At 67.1% G+C, this 16,992-nt stretch carries 19 protein-coding genes; 9 read left to right on the forward strand and 10 right to left on the reverse strand.

The features are described from left to right. The first annotated feature begins 34 nt into the window (after nt 1–34). From mca to ASE96_RS16815, 3 genes are all read left to right on the forward strand, one after another. Nucleotides 35–940, forward strand: coding sequence for a mycothiol conjugate amidase Mca (mca, locus tag ASE96_RS16805; protein WP_056433103.1), 906 nt, complete (start codon nt 35–37; stop codon nt 938–940). 110 nt (nt 941–1,050) lie between these two features. Continuing rightward, nucleotides 1,051–1,371: a hypothetical protein gene (locus ASE96_RS16810; protein ID WP_056433105.1), complete on the forward strand. Its 321-nt coding sequence runs from the start codon at nt 1,051–1,053 to the stop codon at nt 1,369–1,371. An 8-nt stretch (nt 1,372–1,379) separates the two neighbouring features. Continuing rightward, nucleotides 1,380–2,039: an HAD family hydrolase gene (locus ASE96_RS16815; protein WP_056433106.1), complete on the forward strand. Its 660-nt coding sequence runs from the start codon at nt 1,380–1,382 to the stop codon at nt 2,037–2,039. A 57-nt stretch (nt 2,040–2,096) separates the two neighbouring features. On the opposite strand, the gene ASE96_RS16820 is transcribed toward ASE96_RS16815, so the two are convergent. Next, nucleotides 2,097–2,768 carry a M15 family metallopeptidase gene (locus ASE96_RS16820; protein ID WP_056433107.1) on the reverse strand — a complete coding sequence of 224 codons (672 nt, stop codon included), beginning with the start codon at nt 2,766–2,768 and terminating at the stop codon, nt 2,097–2,099. 140 nt (nt 2,769–2,908) lie between these two features. Continuing rightward, nucleotides 2,909–3,571: a PAQR family membrane homeostasis protein TrhA gene (gene trhA / locus ASE96_RS16825; RefSeq protein WP_200913082.1), complete on the reverse strand. Its 663-nt coding sequence runs from the start codon at nt 3,569–3,571 to the stop codon at nt 2,909–2,911. Between the two features lie 214 nt (nt 3,572–3,785). On the opposite strand from trhA, the gene ASE96_RS16830 reads away from it, so the two are divergent. Beyond that, a complete protein-coding gene (locus ASE96_RS16830; protein WP_056433269.1) occupies nt 3,786–4,547 on the forward strand; it encodes an isoprenyl transferase in 762 nt (253 codons plus the stop codon). A 233-nt stretch (nt 4,548–4,780) separates the two neighbouring features. After that, nucleotides 4,781–6,223: a PhoH family protein gene (locus tag ASE96_RS16835; RefSeq protein WP_056433108.1), complete on the forward strand. Its 1,443-nt coding sequence runs from the start codon at nt 4,781–4,783 to the stop codon at nt 6,221–6,223. A gap of 221 nt (nt 6,224–6,444) precedes the next feature. On the opposite strand, the gene lepB is transcribed toward ASE96_RS16835, so the two are convergent. The 5 genes from lepB to ASE96_RS16860 form a co-directional block, all read right to left on the reverse strand. After that, nucleotides 6,445–6,927, reverse strand: coding sequence for a signal peptidase I (gene lepB, locus ASE96_RS16840; RefSeq protein ID WP_235500309.1), 483 nt, complete (start codon nt 6,925–6,927; stop codon nt 6,445–6,447). 5 nt (nt 6,928–6,932) lie between these two features. Further along, the gene (locus tag ASE96_RS16845) at nt 6,933–8,537 is read right to left on the reverse strand and encodes a multicopper oxidase family protein (RefSeq protein ID WP_056433110.1); all 1,605 of its coding nucleotides are present in this window, start codon (nt 8,535–8,537) and stop codon (nt 6,933–6,935) included. A gap of 84 nt (nt 8,538–8,621) precedes the next feature. Next, nucleotides 8,622–9,152 (reverse strand): hypothetical protein, encoded by a 531-nt coding sequence (locus ASE96_RS16850; protein WP_056433111.1) that lies wholly within the window; start codon nt 9,150–9,152, stop codon nt 8,622–8,624. 68 nt (nt 9,153–9,220) lie between these two features. Further along, nucleotides 9,221–9,871, reverse strand: coding sequence for a GNAT family N-acetyltransferase (locus ASE96_RS16855; protein ID WP_056433112.1), 651 nt, complete (start codon nt 9,869–9,871; stop codon nt 9,221–9,223). Between the two features lie 48 nt (nt 9,872–9,919). Then, a complete protein-coding gene (locus ASE96_RS16860; RefSeq protein WP_056433272.1) occupies nt 9,920–10,747 on the reverse strand; it encodes a hypothetical protein in 828 nt (275 codons plus the stop codon). 59 nt (nt 10,748–10,806) lie between these two features. Here ASE96_RS16860 and ASE96_RS16865 point away from each other — a divergent pair, with 59 nt between their 5' ends. The 3 genes from ASE96_RS16865 (at nt 10,807) to ASE96_RS16875 (ending at nt 12,714) form a co-directional block, all read left to right on the forward strand. Next, nucleotides 10,807–11,367, forward strand: coding sequence for a prepilin peptidase (locus tag ASE96_RS16865; protein ID WP_056433113.1), 561 nt, complete (start codon nt 10,807–10,809; stop codon nt 11,365–11,367). 55 nt (nt 11,368–11,422) lie between these two features. Beyond that, the gene (locus ASE96_RS16870; protein WP_056433114.1) at nt 11,423–11,893 is read left to right on the forward strand and encodes an NUDIX hydrolase; all 471 of its coding nucleotides are present in this window, start codon (nt 11,423–11,425) and stop codon (nt 11,891–11,893) included. Between the two features lie 152 nt (nt 11,894–12,045). Further along, entirely contained in the window at nt 12,046–12,714 is a 669-nt protein-coding gene (locus ASE96_RS16875; protein WP_056433116.1) for a vWA domain-containing protein, read from the forward strand. 108 nt (nt 12,715–12,822) lie between these two features. Here ASE96_RS16875 and ASE96_RS16880 read toward each other — a convergent pair whose 3' ends face one another. From ASE96_RS16880 to ASE96_RS16890, 3 genes are all read right to left on the reverse strand, one after another. Continuing rightward, entirely contained in the window at nt 12,823–14,259 is a 1,437-nt protein-coding gene (locus tag ASE96_RS16880) for a class II fumarate hydratase (RefSeq protein ID WP_056433117.1), read from the reverse strand. Nucleotides 14,260–14,329: 70 nt separating this feature from the next. Beyond that, the gene (locus tag ASE96_RS16885) at nt 14,330–14,944 is read right to left on the reverse strand and encodes a carbonic anhydrase (protein WP_056433118.1); all 615 of its coding nucleotides are present in this window, start codon (nt 14,942–14,944) and stop codon (nt 14,330–14,332) included. 10 nt (nt 14,945–14,954) lie between these two features. Next, complete coding sequence (locus tag ASE96_RS16890) at nt 14,955–15,662, reverse strand: DUF4245 domain-containing protein (RefSeq protein ID WP_442853908.1); 708 nt, start codon at nt 15,660–15,662, stop codon at nt 14,955–14,957. Between the two features lie 224 nt (nt 15,663–15,886). Here ASE96_RS16890 and glpX point away from each other — a divergent pair, with 224 nt between their 5' ends. Further along, the gene (gene glpX, locus ASE96_RS16895) at nt 15,887–16,909 is read left to right on the forward strand and encodes a class II fructose-bisphosphatase (protein ID WP_200913083.1); all 1,023 of its coding nucleotides are present in this window, start codon (nt 15,887–15,889) and stop codon (nt 16,907–16,909) included. Nucleotides 16,910–16,992: the final 83 nt, after the last annotated feature.

The following is a 16,992-nucleotide window of genomic DNA, read 5'->3' on the forward strand; positions in this document are numbered from 1 at the left end:
TGAACCCCGTAGATGAAAGAGGAGCCGTCCCACGATGACAGCGTCCACCAGCCCGTCAGCGCCGCTTCGACTGCTGGCTGTCCATGCTCATCCCGACGACGAATCCAGCAAGGGCGCCGCCACGATGGCCATGTACGCCGCGGCCGGCGTCGAGGTCCTGGTGGCGACGTGCACCGACGGTTCCCGTGGCGACATCCAGAACCCGGCAGTGGCGGGGGAACCGCACCCCAAACGCGACATGGCCGGCGCGCGCCGGCTCGAGATGGAGCAGGCCGCCAAGGTCCTGGGCATCAGCCAGCGCTGGCTGGGCTTTGTGGATTCCGGGCTCCCGGAAGGCGACCCGCTGCCGCCGCTGCCAGCCGGTTCCTTCGCGACGCTGCCGCTGGAGCGGGCGGCCGCGCCGCTGGTCCGGCTGGTCCGCGAGTTCAAACCCCAAGTGGTCCTGAGCTACGACGAGAACGGCGGCTACCCGCACCCGGACCACATCATGGCGCACCGCGTCGCCGTCGAGGCCTTCGAAGCCGCGGGCGATCCGGACCGCTACCCGGGAACCGGTGAGCCCTGGGCTCCCAGCAAGCTCTACTACGACCGTGCCTTCAGCCCCGAGAGGTTCCGGGCCCTGCATTTTGCGCTGGAGGCATCCGGGCTCCAGTCCCCGTACGCCGAGCGAATCGCGGCCTGGCTGGAAGCCGACGCGGAAGGCCACACCCCGCCGGCACCCACCCACGCCACCACCACGCAGATCGAGTGCGGGGATTACTTCGAAGCCCGCGACGACGCGTTGCGGGCGCACCGCACGCAGGTGGACCCTGAGGGCTTCTTCTTCGCGGTCTCTCCGGCGATGCAACGCCGCGTGTGGCCCTGGGAGGACTACTCGCTGATTCAGTCCCGGGTCCCGGCCGACCTGCCCGAGAAGGACTTCTTCGCCGGGCTAAGATAGACCGACAGGCCATTTCTATGACGTGTAGAAGACGTTGTGGATTCAGTTCAACGCTGCTCGGCGGCCAGCCCCCGCCGGCCCGCCATTCAGCCCCATAGAAGGTCCCCACCGTGCACTCCTTGCTCCTCGCCCTGGCAACCACCCCGGCGCCCGCCCCCACGCCGTCGCTGCGCCCCGGACTGTCCCAGGACCAGGTGACCCCCGGCCTGCTGGGTTTCCTCTTGACCGCCTTCATCGTGGTGCTGACGGCCCTGCTGATTGTGGACATGGTGCGTCGCATCCGGCGGGTCCGTTACCGGGCCCAGGTGGAGGAAGAACGCGCCGCCGCCGAAGCGGATGCCGCTGACGGGCAGCCCGACGTCCGGTACGACGCCGGCCAGCCCGGCGGCCGTCCGGAAGCCAACGGCGAGGCCGGACCCGGAAACCGCTGACTGGCGCAGTGACTGTTCACGGATTCGACCTTGTTGTCTTCGACTGCGACGGTGTCCTGGTCGATTCCGAGGTGATCTCCGTCCGGGTGGACCAGTTGGTGCTCGCGGACCTCGGCTGGGCGCTGGAGCTGGAAGAGATTGTAGACCTCTTCGTCGGCCGGTCAGAGGCCGATTTCATTGCCACGGTCGAAGATCAACTGGGCATCGAACTGGGGGAGGGCTGGGACCGGAAGTACGTCCCCTGGTACCGGGCGGCGTTCGAGCGTGAGCTCACTGCGGTGGACGGTGTGGTGGAGGCGCTGGACGCGATCGTCCACCCGCACTGCGTGGCCTCCAGCGGGAGCCACGCCAAGATGCGGCGGACGCTGGGCCAAACTGGACTCTGGCACCGCTTCGAAGGCCGGATCTTCAGCGCATCGGAGGTCGCCAACGGCAAACCCGCCCCGGACCTGTTCCTGCATGCCGCCGCGACGCTTGGAGCCGCACCGGAGCGGTGCGCCGTCGTCGAAGACAGCGCCCACGGCGTCCAGGCGGCCCGGTCGGCCGGGATGCACGTCTTCGCGTACGCCGGCGGCGTGACCCCGGAGGGACGGCTGGCCGGTCCCGGGACCACCGTTTTCCATGACATGCGGCAGCTGCCCGCGCTCATTGGGGCCGGACGGCCTTGACGACGGCCGTTCGGTCCTTCGGGGCTCGGCCAGCCACGCCACGGGGAAGAGATTCCACTACGGGAGGTAATCCGGGGCTGCTTCCAGCTGGAAGTAGTCTTCCAGGGTGGCGACGTTTTTCATCTCCTGGGCGACCACCTTTCCTACGTACCGCAGATGCCACGGCTCGTAGGTGTAGCCGGTGGTGCCCTCGGCCCCCGCTGGGTAGCGGATGATGAAACCGTAAGTCCGGCTGTTATTGGCCGCCCACTTGCCGGCCGGGGTGTTTGCGAAGCAGGCCTGCAGGGCGCAGACTCCGCTGGCGTTGCCGATGTCCATCGCCAGGCCGGTCTGGTGTTCGCTGTAGCCGGGCCTGGCGGCGAGGGTATCCGCAGTCGCCTGGCCGTACTGGCGCACGTAGCTGTCGTAGAGGCTGGCCTGCTGGCTGTACGACCGGTAGCCGCTGACCGGAATGATGTTCACGCCGGCCGTTTTGGCGGCTTTGGCCAGCTGCTTGTAGGCGTCCGCGGCCTCTAACCGCAAGCGTTCGCCTTGGATCCTGACCAGCTGCCCTGGCACATACGTGGCCGGATTCAAGGGCCGGTGCTTATTAACCACCACCTGCAGGCTGGAGGCTGAGTCGATGTCGTAGGCGCCCGGGGCAACCGCCGTCGCCGATGGTCCGATCATGCCGAGCGAAAGCACCAGCGCCGCCACAGCGCCTGCCATCCTGCTGATTCCGTTGAGCATGATGGCCTCCAAGAAAGTGTCCGGGACAGATGCGGGAACTCTAACGGTCGGCAAGCGCTGAGTCGAGGGGTCACCGGCACCCCGGAGCATCAAGTTCCGGCGGATGCACAGCCCAGGCCGCGCCCCGGCCCTCGGGGACTTCAGCTCAGGACGGCGATGGCAATCGCGATGTAGTGCGCGGCGAAGGCAAAGACAGTAAGGGCATGGAACAGCTCATGGAAACCGAAGTGTGAGTAGCTGATGTTCGGCTTCTTCAGCGCGTAGAAGACGGCGCCGGTGATGTACAGGGCGCCGCCCACGCAGATCAGGACGGCGGAGGCCACGTTGGCGGCGAAGAAATCCGGCAAGTAGAACAGCGCGCCGCAGCCCAGGGCGATGTAGATCGGCACGTACAGCCAGCGCGGGGCATGGGTCCACAGCAGGCGGAACAACACGCCCAGGATGGCCCCGGACCAGATCACCCACAACAGCAGCTCGGCCTTCGGCCGGTCCAGGAGGGCCCAGGCCAGCGGCGTGTAGCTTCCGGCGATCACCAGCATGATGTTCGTATGGTCCAGCCGCTTCAGCACGATCTTGACGCCGGGGGACCAGTTCCCGCGGTGGTAGATGGCGCTGACGCCGAACAACAGCACCCCGGTGAAGGCATAGATGGCGCAGGCGATCTTCAGGTCCGGCGTCGGCGCAAGAATCACCAGCACCAGACCGGCGGCCAGCGCCAGCGGAGCCGTCACGGTGTGGATCCAGCCGCGCCATTTCGGCTTGATCATCAGGAGTTCCGCCAGCCGGACCGCCGCGTCGTCCATCGGGCCGGTTTTACGGTCCGCAGGCTGCTCCGGCCGGGGCTCGGGGGTGTGGCTTTCCATGCCGCAATAATAACCTACGGCCCAGTAAGTTACCCGCGAGTAACAAGGGGTGCTAGCAGGAATGCTGACGTCCCTGGGCTCCGGCCTGCGCTCCGGCAGGTAGCCTAGGATGTGCACAAGAGTCGTACTTCAAGGAAGCCAGGTGAATCTCCGGATGGAAATGCCCGGGTTCCTCTATGGCTTCTACGAGCGCAAACTCCAGCATTCCCTGGACCCGGAGCGTATCCCGAAGCACATCGGCGTGATGGTGGACGGCAACCGCCGCTGGGCCCGGCAGTTCAACGCGCCGACCAGCCAGGGACACCAGGCCGGGGCCGACAAGATCCACGAGTTCCTCGGCTGGTGCCAGGAACTCGGTGTCAAAGTTGTCACCCTCTACATGCTCTCCACGGACAACATGAACCGCTCGGGCGAAGAACTTGACCTGCTCATGGGGATCATCGCCAACACCCTGGACAGGCTGGACGAGGACGCCGAAATCTCGGTTCACGCCATGGGCGCCCCGGAACTGCTTCCGGACTACCTCGCCGAGCGGCTGAACAAACTCACGGCCCGCACGCCCGCGCACGAAAAGCTGCACGTCAACGTCGCCGTCGGCTACGGCGGGCGCCGCGAAATCGTCGACGCCGTCCGCGAACTGCTGCACGATGCCGTCGCACGCAATGCGGACATCGGGAAACTGGCCGACGGGCTGAGCGTCGACGACATCTCACGTTTCCTCTACACCCGAGGCCAGCCCGATCCGGACCTCGTGATCCGCACTTCCGGGGAGCAGCGGCTCTCCGGTTTCCTGATGTGGCAAAGCGCCTACAGCGAGTTCTATTTCTGCGAAGCCTTGTGGCCCGCGTTCCGGAAAGTGGACTTCCTCCGGGCCCTCCGGGACTACGCCGGCCGGCAGCGCCGCTACGGCTCCTGAAGCGTCAACTGCTGTTCACACGATGGCAACAAGAATCGCCGAGAAATAGCCGCGGAAACGCCGCACCCCGGACGTACGTTAATCCCATCAGCAGGCAAACCGCCGGCTGATCGGGGAGGCCAGTACATGGAGCGGAAGTCCGCACCGGGTGTATGGGAGGCCGCGTCCGGCCTCGTGGCCGAGCCGCCTCACCAATAACAATTCCGGGCATGCGCCCCGGGGCTGGAGTCGATGTGGCTATTTCTGAACAACTGCCCGACGTCGTGACCGACCAGGGACAGAAAGCTACCTCTCGCGCCAAGCGAGCCACCTCAAAGACCGGTGCAGCGGACAGTGACGCTGCAGCCGGTCTTGCTGTTTCCGGGGAAGGGACAGCAAACAAGGAAACGGGCCGCAGCTTCGTGATCGACACCTCGGTGCTGCTCTCGGACCCGCGGGCACTGCTGCGGTTCGCGGAGCATGAAGTGATCCTGCCGATCGTCGTCATCACCGAACTCGAAGGCAAGCGGCACGACCCCGAGCTGGGCTATTTCGCCCGCAAAGCGCTCAGGCTCCTCGATGACCTGCGGGTGGAGCACGACGGACTGGACCGCCCCATCCCGCTTGGCCACGACGGCGGCACGCTCATGGTGGAGCTGAACCACATCTCCGCCGAAGTGCTTCCGGCCGGCTTCCGTGGCGGGGACAACGACAGCCGGATCCTCGCCGTCGCGAAAAACCTCGCCAACGAGGGCCGCGACGTCACGGTGGTCTCCAAGGACCTCCCGATGCGCGTCAAGGCCTCGGCCATGGGGCTCCAGGCCGACGAGTACCGCAACGAACTGGTCAAGGACTCGGGCTGGACCGGCGTCGCGGAAATTGACGCCACCGAGGAGGAGGTTTCCACCCTCTACGGCCATGAACCGGTCTTCATCCCGGAAGCGGCCGAGCTGCCGACGAACACCGGCCTGGTGATCCTCTCCCAGCGGGGATCAGCGCTGGGCAGGGTGGGCGCCGACAAACAGGTCCGCCTCGTCAAGGGCGACCGCGACGTCTTCGGGCTCCACGGCCGCTCGGCCGAGCAGCGGCTCGCGATCGACCTGCTGATGGACCCGTCGGTCGGCATCGTGTCCCTCGGCGGCCGGGCCGGCACGGGCAAGTCCGCGCTGGCCCTGTGCGCCGGTCTTGAGGCCGTCCTGGAGCGCCGGGAACACCGCAAGGTGATCGTCTTCCGGCCCCTCTACGCGGTGGGCGGCCAGGAGCTCGGCTACTTGCCGGGATCCGAGGCGGAGAAAATGAACCCGTGGGCGCAGGCGGTCTTCGACACGCTCGGCGCGCTGGTCAGCCAGGAAGTGGTCGAGGAGGTGATGGACCGCGGCATGCTCGAAGTCATGCCGCTCACGCACATCCGCGGCCGTTCACTCCATGACGCTTTCGTGATCGTGGACGAGGCCCAGTCGCTGGAGAAGAACGTCCTGCTCACGGTGATGAGCCGGATCGGGCAGAACTCGAAGATCGTCCTGACCCACGACGTCGCCCAGCGCGACAACCTCCGCGTCGGCCGGCATGACGGCGTTGCCGCCGTCGTCGAGACGCTCAAGGGGCATCCGCTCTTCGGCCATGTCACCCTCACCCGCTCGGAGCGCTCGCCGATCGCGGCGCTCGTGACGGATTTGCTCGAAGGGGCGGAGATCTAGCTCGTCGGCGGCTTCGCAGGGCGGCGGGAGAGTCACCTACGCGGGGCGGCGGCGTCCCGCCGTCGCTTAGACACCTCCCGCCGCTTCGCTGCGGTCGCTGGGCGACCTACGCTTCGCTTTGGTCGGCGATGCGCTCCTTTGCGGGACACCGCCGCCACGCTTGCGGGTCGCTTCTGCAGTCGTAGCGCTGGGCGACCTCAGCCCCGTTCGCCTTTGGATTCTTACTGTCCCAGGACGGTGCCTTGGACTGCTGTGACGGGGATGGGGCCGAAGTCCCGGGAGTCTACTGAGGATTCGCGGTTGTCGCCGAGGACGAAGAGCTGGCCGGCCGGTACCGTCACGGTGCCGAAGTAGACGCCGTCGATGGTGCGCTGGTCGACGAAGGGTTCTGTGGCTTCGGCTCCGTCCACGAAGAGCACCCCGTCCCGGATGGCGACGGTCTGGCCCTCGGTTGCCACGACGCGTTTGAGCAGCACGGCTTCGTTGGGCATCTCGCCGTCGTCCGGTCCCTTGAAGACGACCAGCTGGCCGGGCTGGACCCCGGCCAGGCGCGGGCCTGCCTTGTTAAGCCAGACGATGCCGCCGGCCGCGACGGTCGGTTCCATGCTTTCCGAGCTGACCGTGATCGGTTCGACCACCCAGAGCCGGAGCGCCAGCAGTCCGCCCAGGAAAAGGGCAGCGCCGGCCATGGTGCGCTTCTGCACCGGGTTCAGCCCTGCACTGGATCCCAGACGGCCGGGGCCGCCGTGATCGGATCGTTCGGGTCCGCGTCGTTGGCGCCGAGCCCCACCCGGAACTGAAGCATCATGGAATGGTCCTCGTGCGTCAGGTTGTGGCAGTGGAGCATGTATCGTCCACGGTGGGGCCCGAAGTGGACCAGTAAGCGCACGGTTTCGTTCTCGCCGACGTACACCACGTCCTTGGGGCCCTTCTCGTACGCGAACGGGGGCCTGCCGTTGCGGCTGAGAACCTGGAAGTCCACAAGATGCATGTGCATGGGATGGAACCAGCCCCCGGAGCCGTTCTCCAGCTCCCAGATTTCCACGGCGTCCAGGGCCGGATCTGCCATCACCCGCTTGAATCCGCTGGCGATGACCTCCTCCCAGGTCAGGTCGTCGATCATCCAGATATTGGTGTCGTCGTCGTGCTTGATCCGGAACCTGCGGGTCTTGATGGCATCGGTGGCTTTGAGGTCCATGGGATGGCTGGTAGCCAGCGTGGTCGGGATCGAGTTCCACGTGGGGTCCGACGTGTTGACGGGGTCCGCCACGACGTCGAACCGCATGATCTTTCCGGTGTTGTCAAAATCGCGGTTGTTGGCGTTTGACGAATTGCGCAGTTCGATTCGGGTGCCCGCGGCGTACTTGCGGAAGTCAATCAGGACCTCGTAACGCTCGGCGCCGCCGTGGCGCCAGGACCCGACCGTCTGCGCCACGGGCACCAGCCCGGCATCGGTGGCCACCACGGTGACCGGGTCCCCGGTGCTGAGCTTGAAGTTGTACGACCGGGACACCGAGGCGTTCAGGATCCGGAAGCGGTAGACCCGCTTCTGGACCTTCATGACCGGCCAGGGCTTGCCGTTGACCAGGATGATGTCGCCCCACAGGCCCGAGTGCTGGCGGTCGTCAAAGCCCAGTGCGCCGTTGGCCGCGAACATGGCGTCGCTAATGGTGAGGGGCACGTCGAATTGGCCCTGCGGCAGCAGGCCTTTCTCGACCGGATCGCTGATCAGGTACTGACCGGCCAGCCCCGAGTAGACGTTCTGCGCTGTGAAGTGCACCGCGTGATCGTGGTACCAGAGGGATCTCGCCGGTTGGAAATTCGGATAGTGGTACTCCTTGTAAAACCCGGGCAACGTGAGGTCATTCGCATAACCGTCGTACTGCGGAAGCGACGCGGAGCCGTGCAGATGTGTTGAGGTGGGGAGGGCATACCCGAGCGTCGGATGCTTGGCCGGCAGCTGGTTGCGGACGCGCACGATGGCCCGGGTTCCCCTGTCGATCCGGATGGTGGGGCCGGGGAAGATGCCGTTGTAGCCCAGGATGGGCGTGGTCAGGCGGGACAGGATCTTTGCGCTGCCCAGCCGTTGGGTCATGGTGTAGTGGCGGGTGGTGACGCCGTCGGCGTCGACGGTTGTCTGGTAGGCCAGCGGCGGGGGGATGGTGAGCGGTGTCCCGTAGGGACGCGGCATGTCGCTGTCACTGAGTTTGCTGGCAGACTTCGCGCTGACGCCGGAGAGGGGCACGGTCACGATGCCCGCCCCGACCACTCCGACTCCGCCAAGGATGAGTGCTTGCCGCCGTGTAAGGGACATGTTGACCAGTTTCCTTTCAACATCGGTAATTCTTCCGACAGCATGGGCGGGGGAACTTGGAAAAACCTAAGGACGTGACAGCTGCTAGGGGGTGTGGTGGGACAGGCCCAGCGACAAGCGGGAGCCGCCGGGGCCGTCCAGGACCAGGGCGATGGCCCTGTCCGGGACTTCGAAGATCAGGGTGGCGCCGGCAGTCGTGCCTTGCGTGAGGTCCACGACAGGCGGTGATTCCCAGAGCGGCCGGAACCGCTCCCGGCCCAGCCCGGAGATGCTGAAGTCGCCGGTATCCAGCCGCAGGCCGCCGGGCTCCAACGCCGTGATCCGGACCAGGACCCGGACCCTGTGGCTGCCGTCCGCCGGGGCGCCGTCCAGTGCGTCGTCGTTGTCCTCCGGTTCCCAGCCGTCGTCCTCGACCGGGACGATCTCGCCGATGCTAGCCATTCCGCCGGGGATGGAGGCCGAAGCGCCCAGGGGAACGCTCGGTTCGGGCTGCGCCGTGAGGAACAGGTATGTAAGGGCAAGTCCGATGAGGCCCAGCAGGGCGACGGGAATCAGCACCAGACGCCGTCGTCTGGCGCTGGGTGTGGGCGTGGCTTCCAGCTCGGTGGCGGACATGCGGCCAGTCAAGCCCGCCCGGCTTGGGAAAAGCCGGTGCCGGTGGTTCTAGGGGTACTCAGCCAGGTCTACGTCCCGATGCCCAGGAATTCCGCCGTGGCATGGTGGCCGGCAACCTGCAGCCGCCAGTCGGGGCGGTTGAAGGTTGCGGGGGTCAGGCGGACGTTTTGGACTTCCTGGCGTTTGCCGCCCCAGGCCGCGCGGGTGACGCCGTTCAGTTCGTATCCAAGGGAACGCGAGACGCCGAGGGACTGCTGGTTCCAGGCTGCCGCTTCGGATTCCGCGGCCTCCGCGCCAAGCCAGTCAAAGGCATAGAGGGCGACGGCGGCCCGCATCTCCTTGCCAAATCCCCGGCCGTGCACGCTCTGCCGGAGCCACGAGCCCGTGCTGACGGTTTTCAGGGTGGCGAAGTCCTTTGCCGCGACATCCTGGCAGCCGATGAACGCGCCGTCGTGCCAGATGCCCAGCAGCAGCGTCCATTCCTGCGGCGACATGTTCCCGCGGCACCGCCAGTACCACTGCGCCATGTTCGGGCCGAGTTCGCCCGCCGGGGCCTCCGCCCACGGCCGGCTGAAGGGGCTGTGCCCGGGTTCGTGGATGCCGCTCATGGCCGCCTCTGCCGCCGCCGGGATCTCCTCGTCACGGATGGGCCGCAGGACCAGGCGGGGTGTGGTCAGGGTGAGGCCGAAGGGCGGCCAGTAGGCGGCGAGCTCAGTCATTTGGGAAGCCTAGCCGAGCGGGGAACTCCCAGCGAGTCACACGCCCGGTCAGCCGGCGGGGAGTTCCCAGCTGATGTGCCGGCGGACATCCGTCAGGTTCATGGACTCGGCGAGGAACAGGTCATCCAGCATGTATTCGTCCACGGCCAGGATCCGGAGCCAGTGCCCGTAGACGTCCGTCCCGTCATCTTTCTGCCCGCCCTCCAGCCACCGGCTCGCGACACATACGCCCGTGCCGGCGTCGATCCTCACGAGCGTGCGGCCCGGCCGGCACAGCGGCGCGCCGGGGTCGCTGGGGCGGTATCCGGGGTTCGGTGTCACGGTGGCTTCCAGGGCGGGACGGCCCTCGTGGACGACGTCGGTGATGGTGCCCAGTTCCACGGGGTTGGCGTTGGGGAACTCGAGGGGCACGGGGGCGTTGCCAGCCAGTTCCACGGGGTCCAGCGCGGCGGCGAAGCGCCCGTTGCCGAATCCGGGTTCGCCGTATGCTGCCTCGGGCCGGCGGCGGACCAGCCCGTGGTCGTCGTAGACCGGGGTGACGAGGTGGGGCGGCAGCAGCCAGGTTTTCCGGGTGGAGCGGGTGTAGAACACGTCACGGGAATCATTGATTCCGGTGGTGCTTTGCAGGACCAGCCCGTCCGCGGTTTCCAGCCGCAGGGCTCCCGGACGGCGCAGCCACGCGCGGACCCGGTCCGGATCCGGTGCTGCTCCCGGAGAACCTGGTTCGGCGGCGAGTGGCCGGTCCAGGTACTCAAAGCGCAGCGAATGCCACTTCCACGGTGAGGAGCGGCACAGGTCCCGGAAGGCGGCCGCCTGTTCCGCGGCGTCCCGGGGCGGGCGCGGCTCGCGCCGGTTCGAGGTGTCCCATGCGGCCATATCCACAGTTTACGCGCGGGCCCTGCTCCGGCGGCCGGAATTTCCAGTAGCATCCGAGGGTGATCCAACGACTCGGCGCACTGGGTGAAGCGACCCCGCTGGCCTTCTGGCTGGTGCTGCTGGCGTGCGCCTATCTGGCGGTCGTGGCCGTACGGCTCACGGTGATTGACGTCCGGCACCATCTGCTGCCGGACCGGATCGTCTTTCCGTCCTACGCCGTCGCCGGAGTGCTGCTCCTGGGCGCCGCGGCGGTCCACACTGTGTCGGGGACCGCTTCGGCAACGCTGCCCGACGGCGGCGCGGGGCTCTTCGGGGTCCCCGGGCTCCGCGTTGTGGCCGGGGGAGCGGCGCTGTGGCTCTTCTACTTCCTGCTGCGGGCCGTCTATCCGCCGGGGATGGGGTTCGGCGACGTAAAGCTGGCGGGCGTCCTGGGCATGTACCTGGGCTTCCTTGGCTGGCCGCACGTCTTCGCGGGGACGTTCGCCGCGTTCCTCTTCGGCGGGCTGTGGAGCCTGGCACTCCTGGCCACGCGGCGCGGCACCCTGAAATCAAGCATCCCTTTCGGGCCGTTTATGCTGGCCGGCACCGCCGCTGCCATGCTCCTGCTCCCGGCGTCCTGAAGCGCGGCCCGGACCCCGGTGCACTGTCCCGGCGCACCTTGGCTAGGCTGGCCGGATGGCTACCCCCGATTTCATTCTCAAGCTCCGCGCCAGGATCGGCCACGAGGCCCTTTGGATCCCCGGTGCCCGGGCCGTCGTGTTCGACGACGCCGGCCGGGTCCTGCTCGGCCAGCGGGCGGACAACGGCCAGTGGGGTCTGATCACCGGGATTCTGGAGCCCGGGGAAGAGCCTGCGGCGGGCCTGCTGCGGGAAGTCCTGGAGGAGACCGGGGTCGTTGCCGCCGCCGAACGGCTCGTCTCGGTGGACGCCGTCGGACCCACCATGTATCCGAACGGGGACGTGTGCCACTTCCTGACCCTCGAGTTCCGCTGCCGCTATGTCTCCGGGGAGGCGCGGGTCAACGACGACGAATCCCTCGCAGTGGGCTGGTTCGGCCCGGAGGAGTTCCCGGAGCTGATGACCGGGCATCTGGAGAGCATAGAACGTGCGCGGCAGGCAGACGGCGCCGCCCACTTCCGGCGCTGAGGGCCAACCGCGGGAACACTTACGGGCACGCCGCACCCTCCGGAGGCGGGCTTCGCGCCTTTTTTGTCAGTGCCCCGGCATAAGCTGCTCCTGTCCAGCCAGCCGCTGGATAAAAGTTGGCCCGGGTGCGCCCGGACCGGAAATGGGGCAGCATGACAGATTCCGCGCTGACGCACATTTACGTCCTCCTGGACCGCTCCGGGTCCATGAGCACCATCGCAGACGATACCGTGGGCGGCTTTGCCGCGTTCGTCCGTGAGCAGCAGTCCGTTCCGGGCCGCTGCCGGCTCTCGCTGGCCCAGTTCGACGATAGCTACGAGCGGGTCTATGCCTCGGTGGACATCCAGGATGTGCCTGCCCTTGACCTGCAGCCGCGCGGCAGTACCGCGCTGCACGATGCCATGATCCGGCTGATCGGCGAGGCCGGCGCGGAGCTGGCCGCACTCCCGGAGGACCAGCGCCCCGGCACGGTGCTTGTGGCTGTCCTGACCGACGGCCACGAGAACTCCTCACGGGAGGCCACGGGCGCCATGGTTAAGGAGCTGGTCGAACGGCAGCAGAGCCAGTGGGGCTGGCAGTTCACGTACCTGGGCGCCAACCAGGACGCCGTGCTGACCGCTCACGGGCTCGGAATCCGGGCCGAGGACGCCCTGACGTACGCCGCCGGAAACGTGGATGCGGCCTTCCACGTCCAGTCGGCCAAGACGCGGCGGTTGAGGGAAGCGCGGATCGGCGGGGCGAGCCTTGCCGACGCCGCCGCCGCGGCGGCCTACACGGCGGACGAACGGGACGCAGCCGGGGGAGGGACCCCGGCGCCCTGAGCCGGCGCAGGCAGCAACGGAAACGGCGGCCGGCGCCTTTCGCGGGAAAGGTTCCGGCCGCCGTCGGACGCTACCGCGCCGGGAAGGCGCGGCGGCTGGGCGCGGGTGTCAGGCCTTGTGCGGGGGACGGGTCATGGACATCACGTCCAGGGCCGTGTCCAGCTGCTCCTCGGTCAGTTCGCCGCGGTCCAGGAAGCCCATTGCCACCACGGTTTCGCGGATGGTGAGGCCCTCGGCGACGGACTTCTTGGCGATCTTCGCGGCGTTTTCGTAGCCGATGAACTTGTTCAGCGGGGTGACGATGGACGGCGAGGCCTCGGCGAGGAAGCGGGCGCGCTCGACGTTGGCGGTGATGCCGTCAATCATCTTGTCCGCCATGACGCGGCTGGTGTTGGCCAGCAGGCGCGTGGATTCGAGCAGGTTGGCGGCCATCACGGGGATGCCGACGTTGAGCTCGAAGGCTCCGTTGGTGCCGGACCAGGCGATGGCCGTGTCGTTGCCGATTACCTGGGCGCAGACCATGATGGAGGCTTCGCAGATGACCGGATTGACCTTGCCGGGCATAATCGAGGAGCCCGGCTGCAGGTCAGGGATCGCGATTTCGCCGAGGCCGGTGTTGGGGCCGGAGCCCATCCAGCGCAGGTCGTTGTTGATCTTCATGAACGAGATCGCGATGTTGCGCAGCTGGCTGGAGGCCTCGATCAGGCCGTCACGGTTCGCCTGTGCCTCGAAGTGGTCGCGGGCCTCGGTCAGCGGCAGGCCGGTGTCGGCGGCCAGCAGTTCAATGACACGCTCCGGGAAACCGGCGGGGGTGTTGATGCCGGTGCCGACCGCGGTGCCGCCCAGCGGAACTTCCGCGACGCGGGGGAGGGCGGCATTGATGCGCTCGACGCCGTATCGGACCTGCGCCGCGTACCCGCCGAACTCCTGGCCCAATGTCACCGGCGTGGCATCCATCAGGTGCGTGCGGCCGGACTTGACGACGTCCTTGAACTCGACGGCCTTGCGCTCCAGGGACTCCGCGAGGTAGCCCAGTGCCGGGATGAGGTCGTTGATCAGGGCGGACGTGGCGGCCACGTGGACGGAAGTGGGGAAGACGTCGTTGGAGGACTGCGAGGCGTTGACGTGGTCGTTCGGGTGGACCACCTTGTCGCTGCCGCCGGCCTTGAGCGCGCGGGTGGCCAGTTCGGCGAGGACCTCGTTGGTGTTCATGTTGGACGAGGTGCCCGAACCGGTCTGGAACACGTCGATCGGGAAGTCGCCGTCGTACTTTCCGGTCGCGACCTCATCGGCGGCGTCCGCGATCGCCTGGGCGAGCTCGCCGTCGAGCACTCCCAGTTCTGCGTTGGCCTGGGCCGCGGCCTTCTTGACCCGGGCGAGGGCTTCGATGTGGGCGCGTTCCAGTGTCTTACCGGAGATGGGGAAGTTCTCGACAGCACGCTGCGTCTGGGCGCGGTACAGGGCGTTCACGGGGACGCGGACTTCGCCCATCGTGTCGTGTTCAATGCGGAACTCTTTGGTGTTCAACTCTTCTGTGGAAGTCATGGGGCTAGCTTATTGGGCGGAGGCGTTCCACCGAAAACCGTGAACGGCTTGCTACCCGCGCTGCAGGACGCTAGAGCTCGCCGATTCCGGACACGAGGTCCGCCCTGCCCTCGGCCAGGCTGTAGGCCAGGCCGATCACTGCCGCCCGGCCGCCGCCGACGGCATCGGAAATGACCCGCGAGCTGTCTACGAGCCGCTGCGACGTCTGTTTGACGTTCTCGACCACCATGTCGTTGACGTCGTGCTGGTTGTTGCGCAGCGAGGTCAGTACGGACGGTGTGATGCGCTCGACGAGGCTGCGCATGAAGCCGACGGGCATCTGTCCGGTCTCCACGGCGTTCTTGGTGGCCGTGACCGCTCCGCAGCTGTCGTGCCCGAGGACTACGATCAGCGGCACGCCAAGGACGCTGACGCTGTATTCGAGGGAACCGAGCACTGCGTCGTCGATCACCTGGCCTGCGGTGCGGACCACGAAGGCGTCCCCGAGGCCGAGGTCGAAGATAATTTCAGCGGCGAGCCGGGAATCCGAACAGCCGAAGATCACCGCGAACGGATGCTGGTTTTCCACGAGTGAGGAGCGTCGGGACGCGTCCTGGTTCGGATGGGACGATGCGCCGGACACGAAGCGTTCGTTGCCTTCGCGGAGGCGGCGCCAGGCAAGTGCTGGGGTGAGATAGGTGGCCACGGCCCCTACTTTACGGCGAAGTGGCGGCGGAAGGTGAAACTGTTGCGACCGCCGTGCTCCCGGGTGACGCGCCGGCTTTGGTGTCCAGGGCTTTCACGACCGCGGTTGCCAGCGTCGTGAATTCATCCAGCTGGGCGGAGCCTGTCAGGATGACGGTGGTCCCTCCGGCGTCGACAAGCACCATGCTCTTCTCGCCCTTGCCGGTGTCGCGGAGTTCCCAGTCCCGGCCGCCGGCGCTGCGGCTACCGGTGACGGGCGCGCTCTTGACCTGCTGGAGCAGCCAGGTGGGATTGGCCTGCCGGGTCTGGACCATTCCGATGAAGGCTTCCTTGGGGGTGAGGTAGCCCACCTCCCAGGTGGGGACGCCGCTGCCCGTGCCGGATTCCCAGCGGGCGTAATTGGCACGGAATGTTTCGCCGGTTTCCGGGGCCGCGGGTGTGAATCCCGCCACATCCGCGGCGTTCCGTGCCACGGCGCTGACGTTGATGTCCGGCCGGTAGCCGTCGGACTTGGGTGAGGGGTTCATCAGAACGATCGGCAGGAAAGTGGCGATGCTCAGGACCAGCGCAATGATCATCCCGATCACCGAGGCATTCGCACGTTTGGCCGCTCCGGCGGTCAGGACGGGCTTGACGGGCGGTTGGCCGGGGGCTTCCGTGCCGGTGGTCCCGGCAGGGGAGGCTGGGGCTGCGGGGGGCGTTTCCTGCAATTCACTCACCCCTCTATAGTCGCCCATTCCGGGCCGATCTCACATTCGGTGGTGCCGGGCGGGGCAGTGCCTGCCGTTTCACGGATTGGTCATTCCAAGACGCAGCTTTTCGCCGCGACTATGATCAGTAGCAGACGAGATCACTAACCAACGAATCACCGCGACGGATCGACCTGTCCGTGCGGCTTCAATGATCGCCACTCGAAGAAGAGGTTCACGTGACACCAGCGCCAATGACCCAGAAGTACTCCACGCTTTCCCCGTCTCTCGCCGTCGGCATCGACGAGCCGGACCGCAACCTCGCTCTGGAACTGGTCCGCGTCACCGAAGCCGCCGCCATCGCCGGCGGTCACTGGGTGGGGTTCGGGGACAAGAACAAGGCCGACGGCGCCGCCGTCGACGCCATGCGCTCCTTCCTCCAGACTGTCCACTTCAACGGTGTTGTGGTGATCGGTGAAGGTGAAAAGGACGAAGCCCCGATGCTCTTCAACGGGGAGCGCGTCGGCGACGGCACCGGCCCCGAGTGCGACGTCGCCGTCGACCCGATCGACGGAACCCGCCTGACCGCGCTGGGCATCAACAACGCCCTGGCCGTCCTCGCCGTCGCCGAGCGCGGCTCCATGTTCGACCCTTCCGCGGTCTTCTACATGGAAAAGCTCGTCACCGGCCCGGAAGCCGCCGACATGGTTGACCTGCGCCTGCCGGTCAAGCAGAACCTGCACCTGATCGCCAAGGCCAAGGGCGTCAAAGTCAACCAGCTCAACGTGATGATCCTGGACCGCGACCGGCACCGCCCGCTCGTGGAGGAGATCCGCGAGGCCGGTGCCCGGACCAAGTTCATCATGGACGGCGACGTCGCCGGCGCCATCGCCGCGGCCCGCTCCGGTACCGGGGTGGACGCCCTGATGGGCATCGGCGGAACGCCGGAAGGCATCGTCGCTGCCTGCGCCATCAAGTCCCTGGGCGGCGTGATCCAGGGCCGGCTGTGGCCCACCAGCGACGAAGAGAAGCAGAAGGCGATCGACGCCGGCCACGACCTGGACCGCGTGCTCTCCACCAACGATCTCGTCTCCAGCGACAACTGCTACTTCGCGGCCACGGGCATCACCGACGGCGACCTGCTCAAGGGCGTGCGCTACTCGAAGGACAAGGTCCTCACCCAGTCCATCGTGATGCGTTCCAAGTCCGGCACCATCCGCTTCGTTGATGGCGAGCACCAGGCCAGCAAGTGGGAGGGCTACGCCCGCAAGGGCTAGCATCCGCAGCACGAGCCAGAACATCCGGATCCCGGGGTGCGTTTCGCGCCCCGGGATCTGCTGTTTCCGGGCTAGTTTGCGGG

This window comes from Arthrobacter sp. Leaf69, from assembly GCF_001422645.1.
Classification (GTDB): Bacteria; Actinomycetota; Actinomycetes; order Actinomycetales; family Micrococcaceae; genus Arthrobacter.

Coding starts and splice junctions, on each gene's coding strand:
- ASE96_RS16855 (WP_056433112.1), bottom strand. CDS start 9,871: ATGACTGAGCTCGCCGCCTACTGGCCGCCCTTCGGCCTCACCCTGACC.
- mca (WP_056433103.1), top strand. CDS start 35: ATGACAGCGTCCACCAGCCCGTCAGCGCCGCTTCGACTGCTGGCTGTC.
- ASE96_RS16875 (WP_056433116.1), top strand. CDS start 12,046: ATGACAGATTCCGCGCTGACGCACATTTACGTCCTCCTGGACCGCTCC.
- glpX (WP_200913083.1), top strand. CDS start 15,887: ATGACCCAGAAGTACTCCACGCTTTCCCCGTCTCTCGCCGTCGGCATC.
- ASE96_RS16850 (WP_056433111.1), bottom strand. CDS start 9,152: ATGTCCGCCACCGAGCTGGAAGCCACGCCCACACCCAGCGCCAGACGA.
- ASE96_RS16845 (WP_056433110.1), bottom strand. CDS start 8,537: ATGTCCCTTACACGGCGGCAAGCACTCATCCTTGGCGGAGTCGGAGTG.
- ASE96_RS16830 (WP_056433269.1), top strand. CDS start 3,786: ATGGAAATGCCCGGGTTCCTCTATGGCTTCTACGAGCGCAAACTCCAG.
- trhA (WP_200913082.1), bottom strand. CDS start 3,571: ATGGACGACGCGGCGGTCCGGCTGGCGGAACTCCTGATGATCAAGCCG.
- ASE96_RS16820 (WP_056433107.1), bottom strand. CDS start 2,768: ATGCTCAACGGAATCAGCAGGATGGCAGGCGCTGTGGCGGCGCTGGTG.
- ASE96_RS16870 (WP_056433114.1), top strand. CDS start 11,423: ATGGCTACCCCCGATTTCATTCTCAAGCTCCGCGCCAGGATCGGCCAC.
- ASE96_RS16860 (WP_056433272.1), bottom strand. CDS start 10,747: ATGGCCGCATGGGACACCTCGAACCGGCGCGAGCCGCGCCCGCCCCGG.
- ASE96_RS16880 (WP_056433117.1), bottom strand. CDS start 14,259: ATGACTTCCACAGAAGAGTTGAACACCAAAGAGTTCCGCATTGAACAC.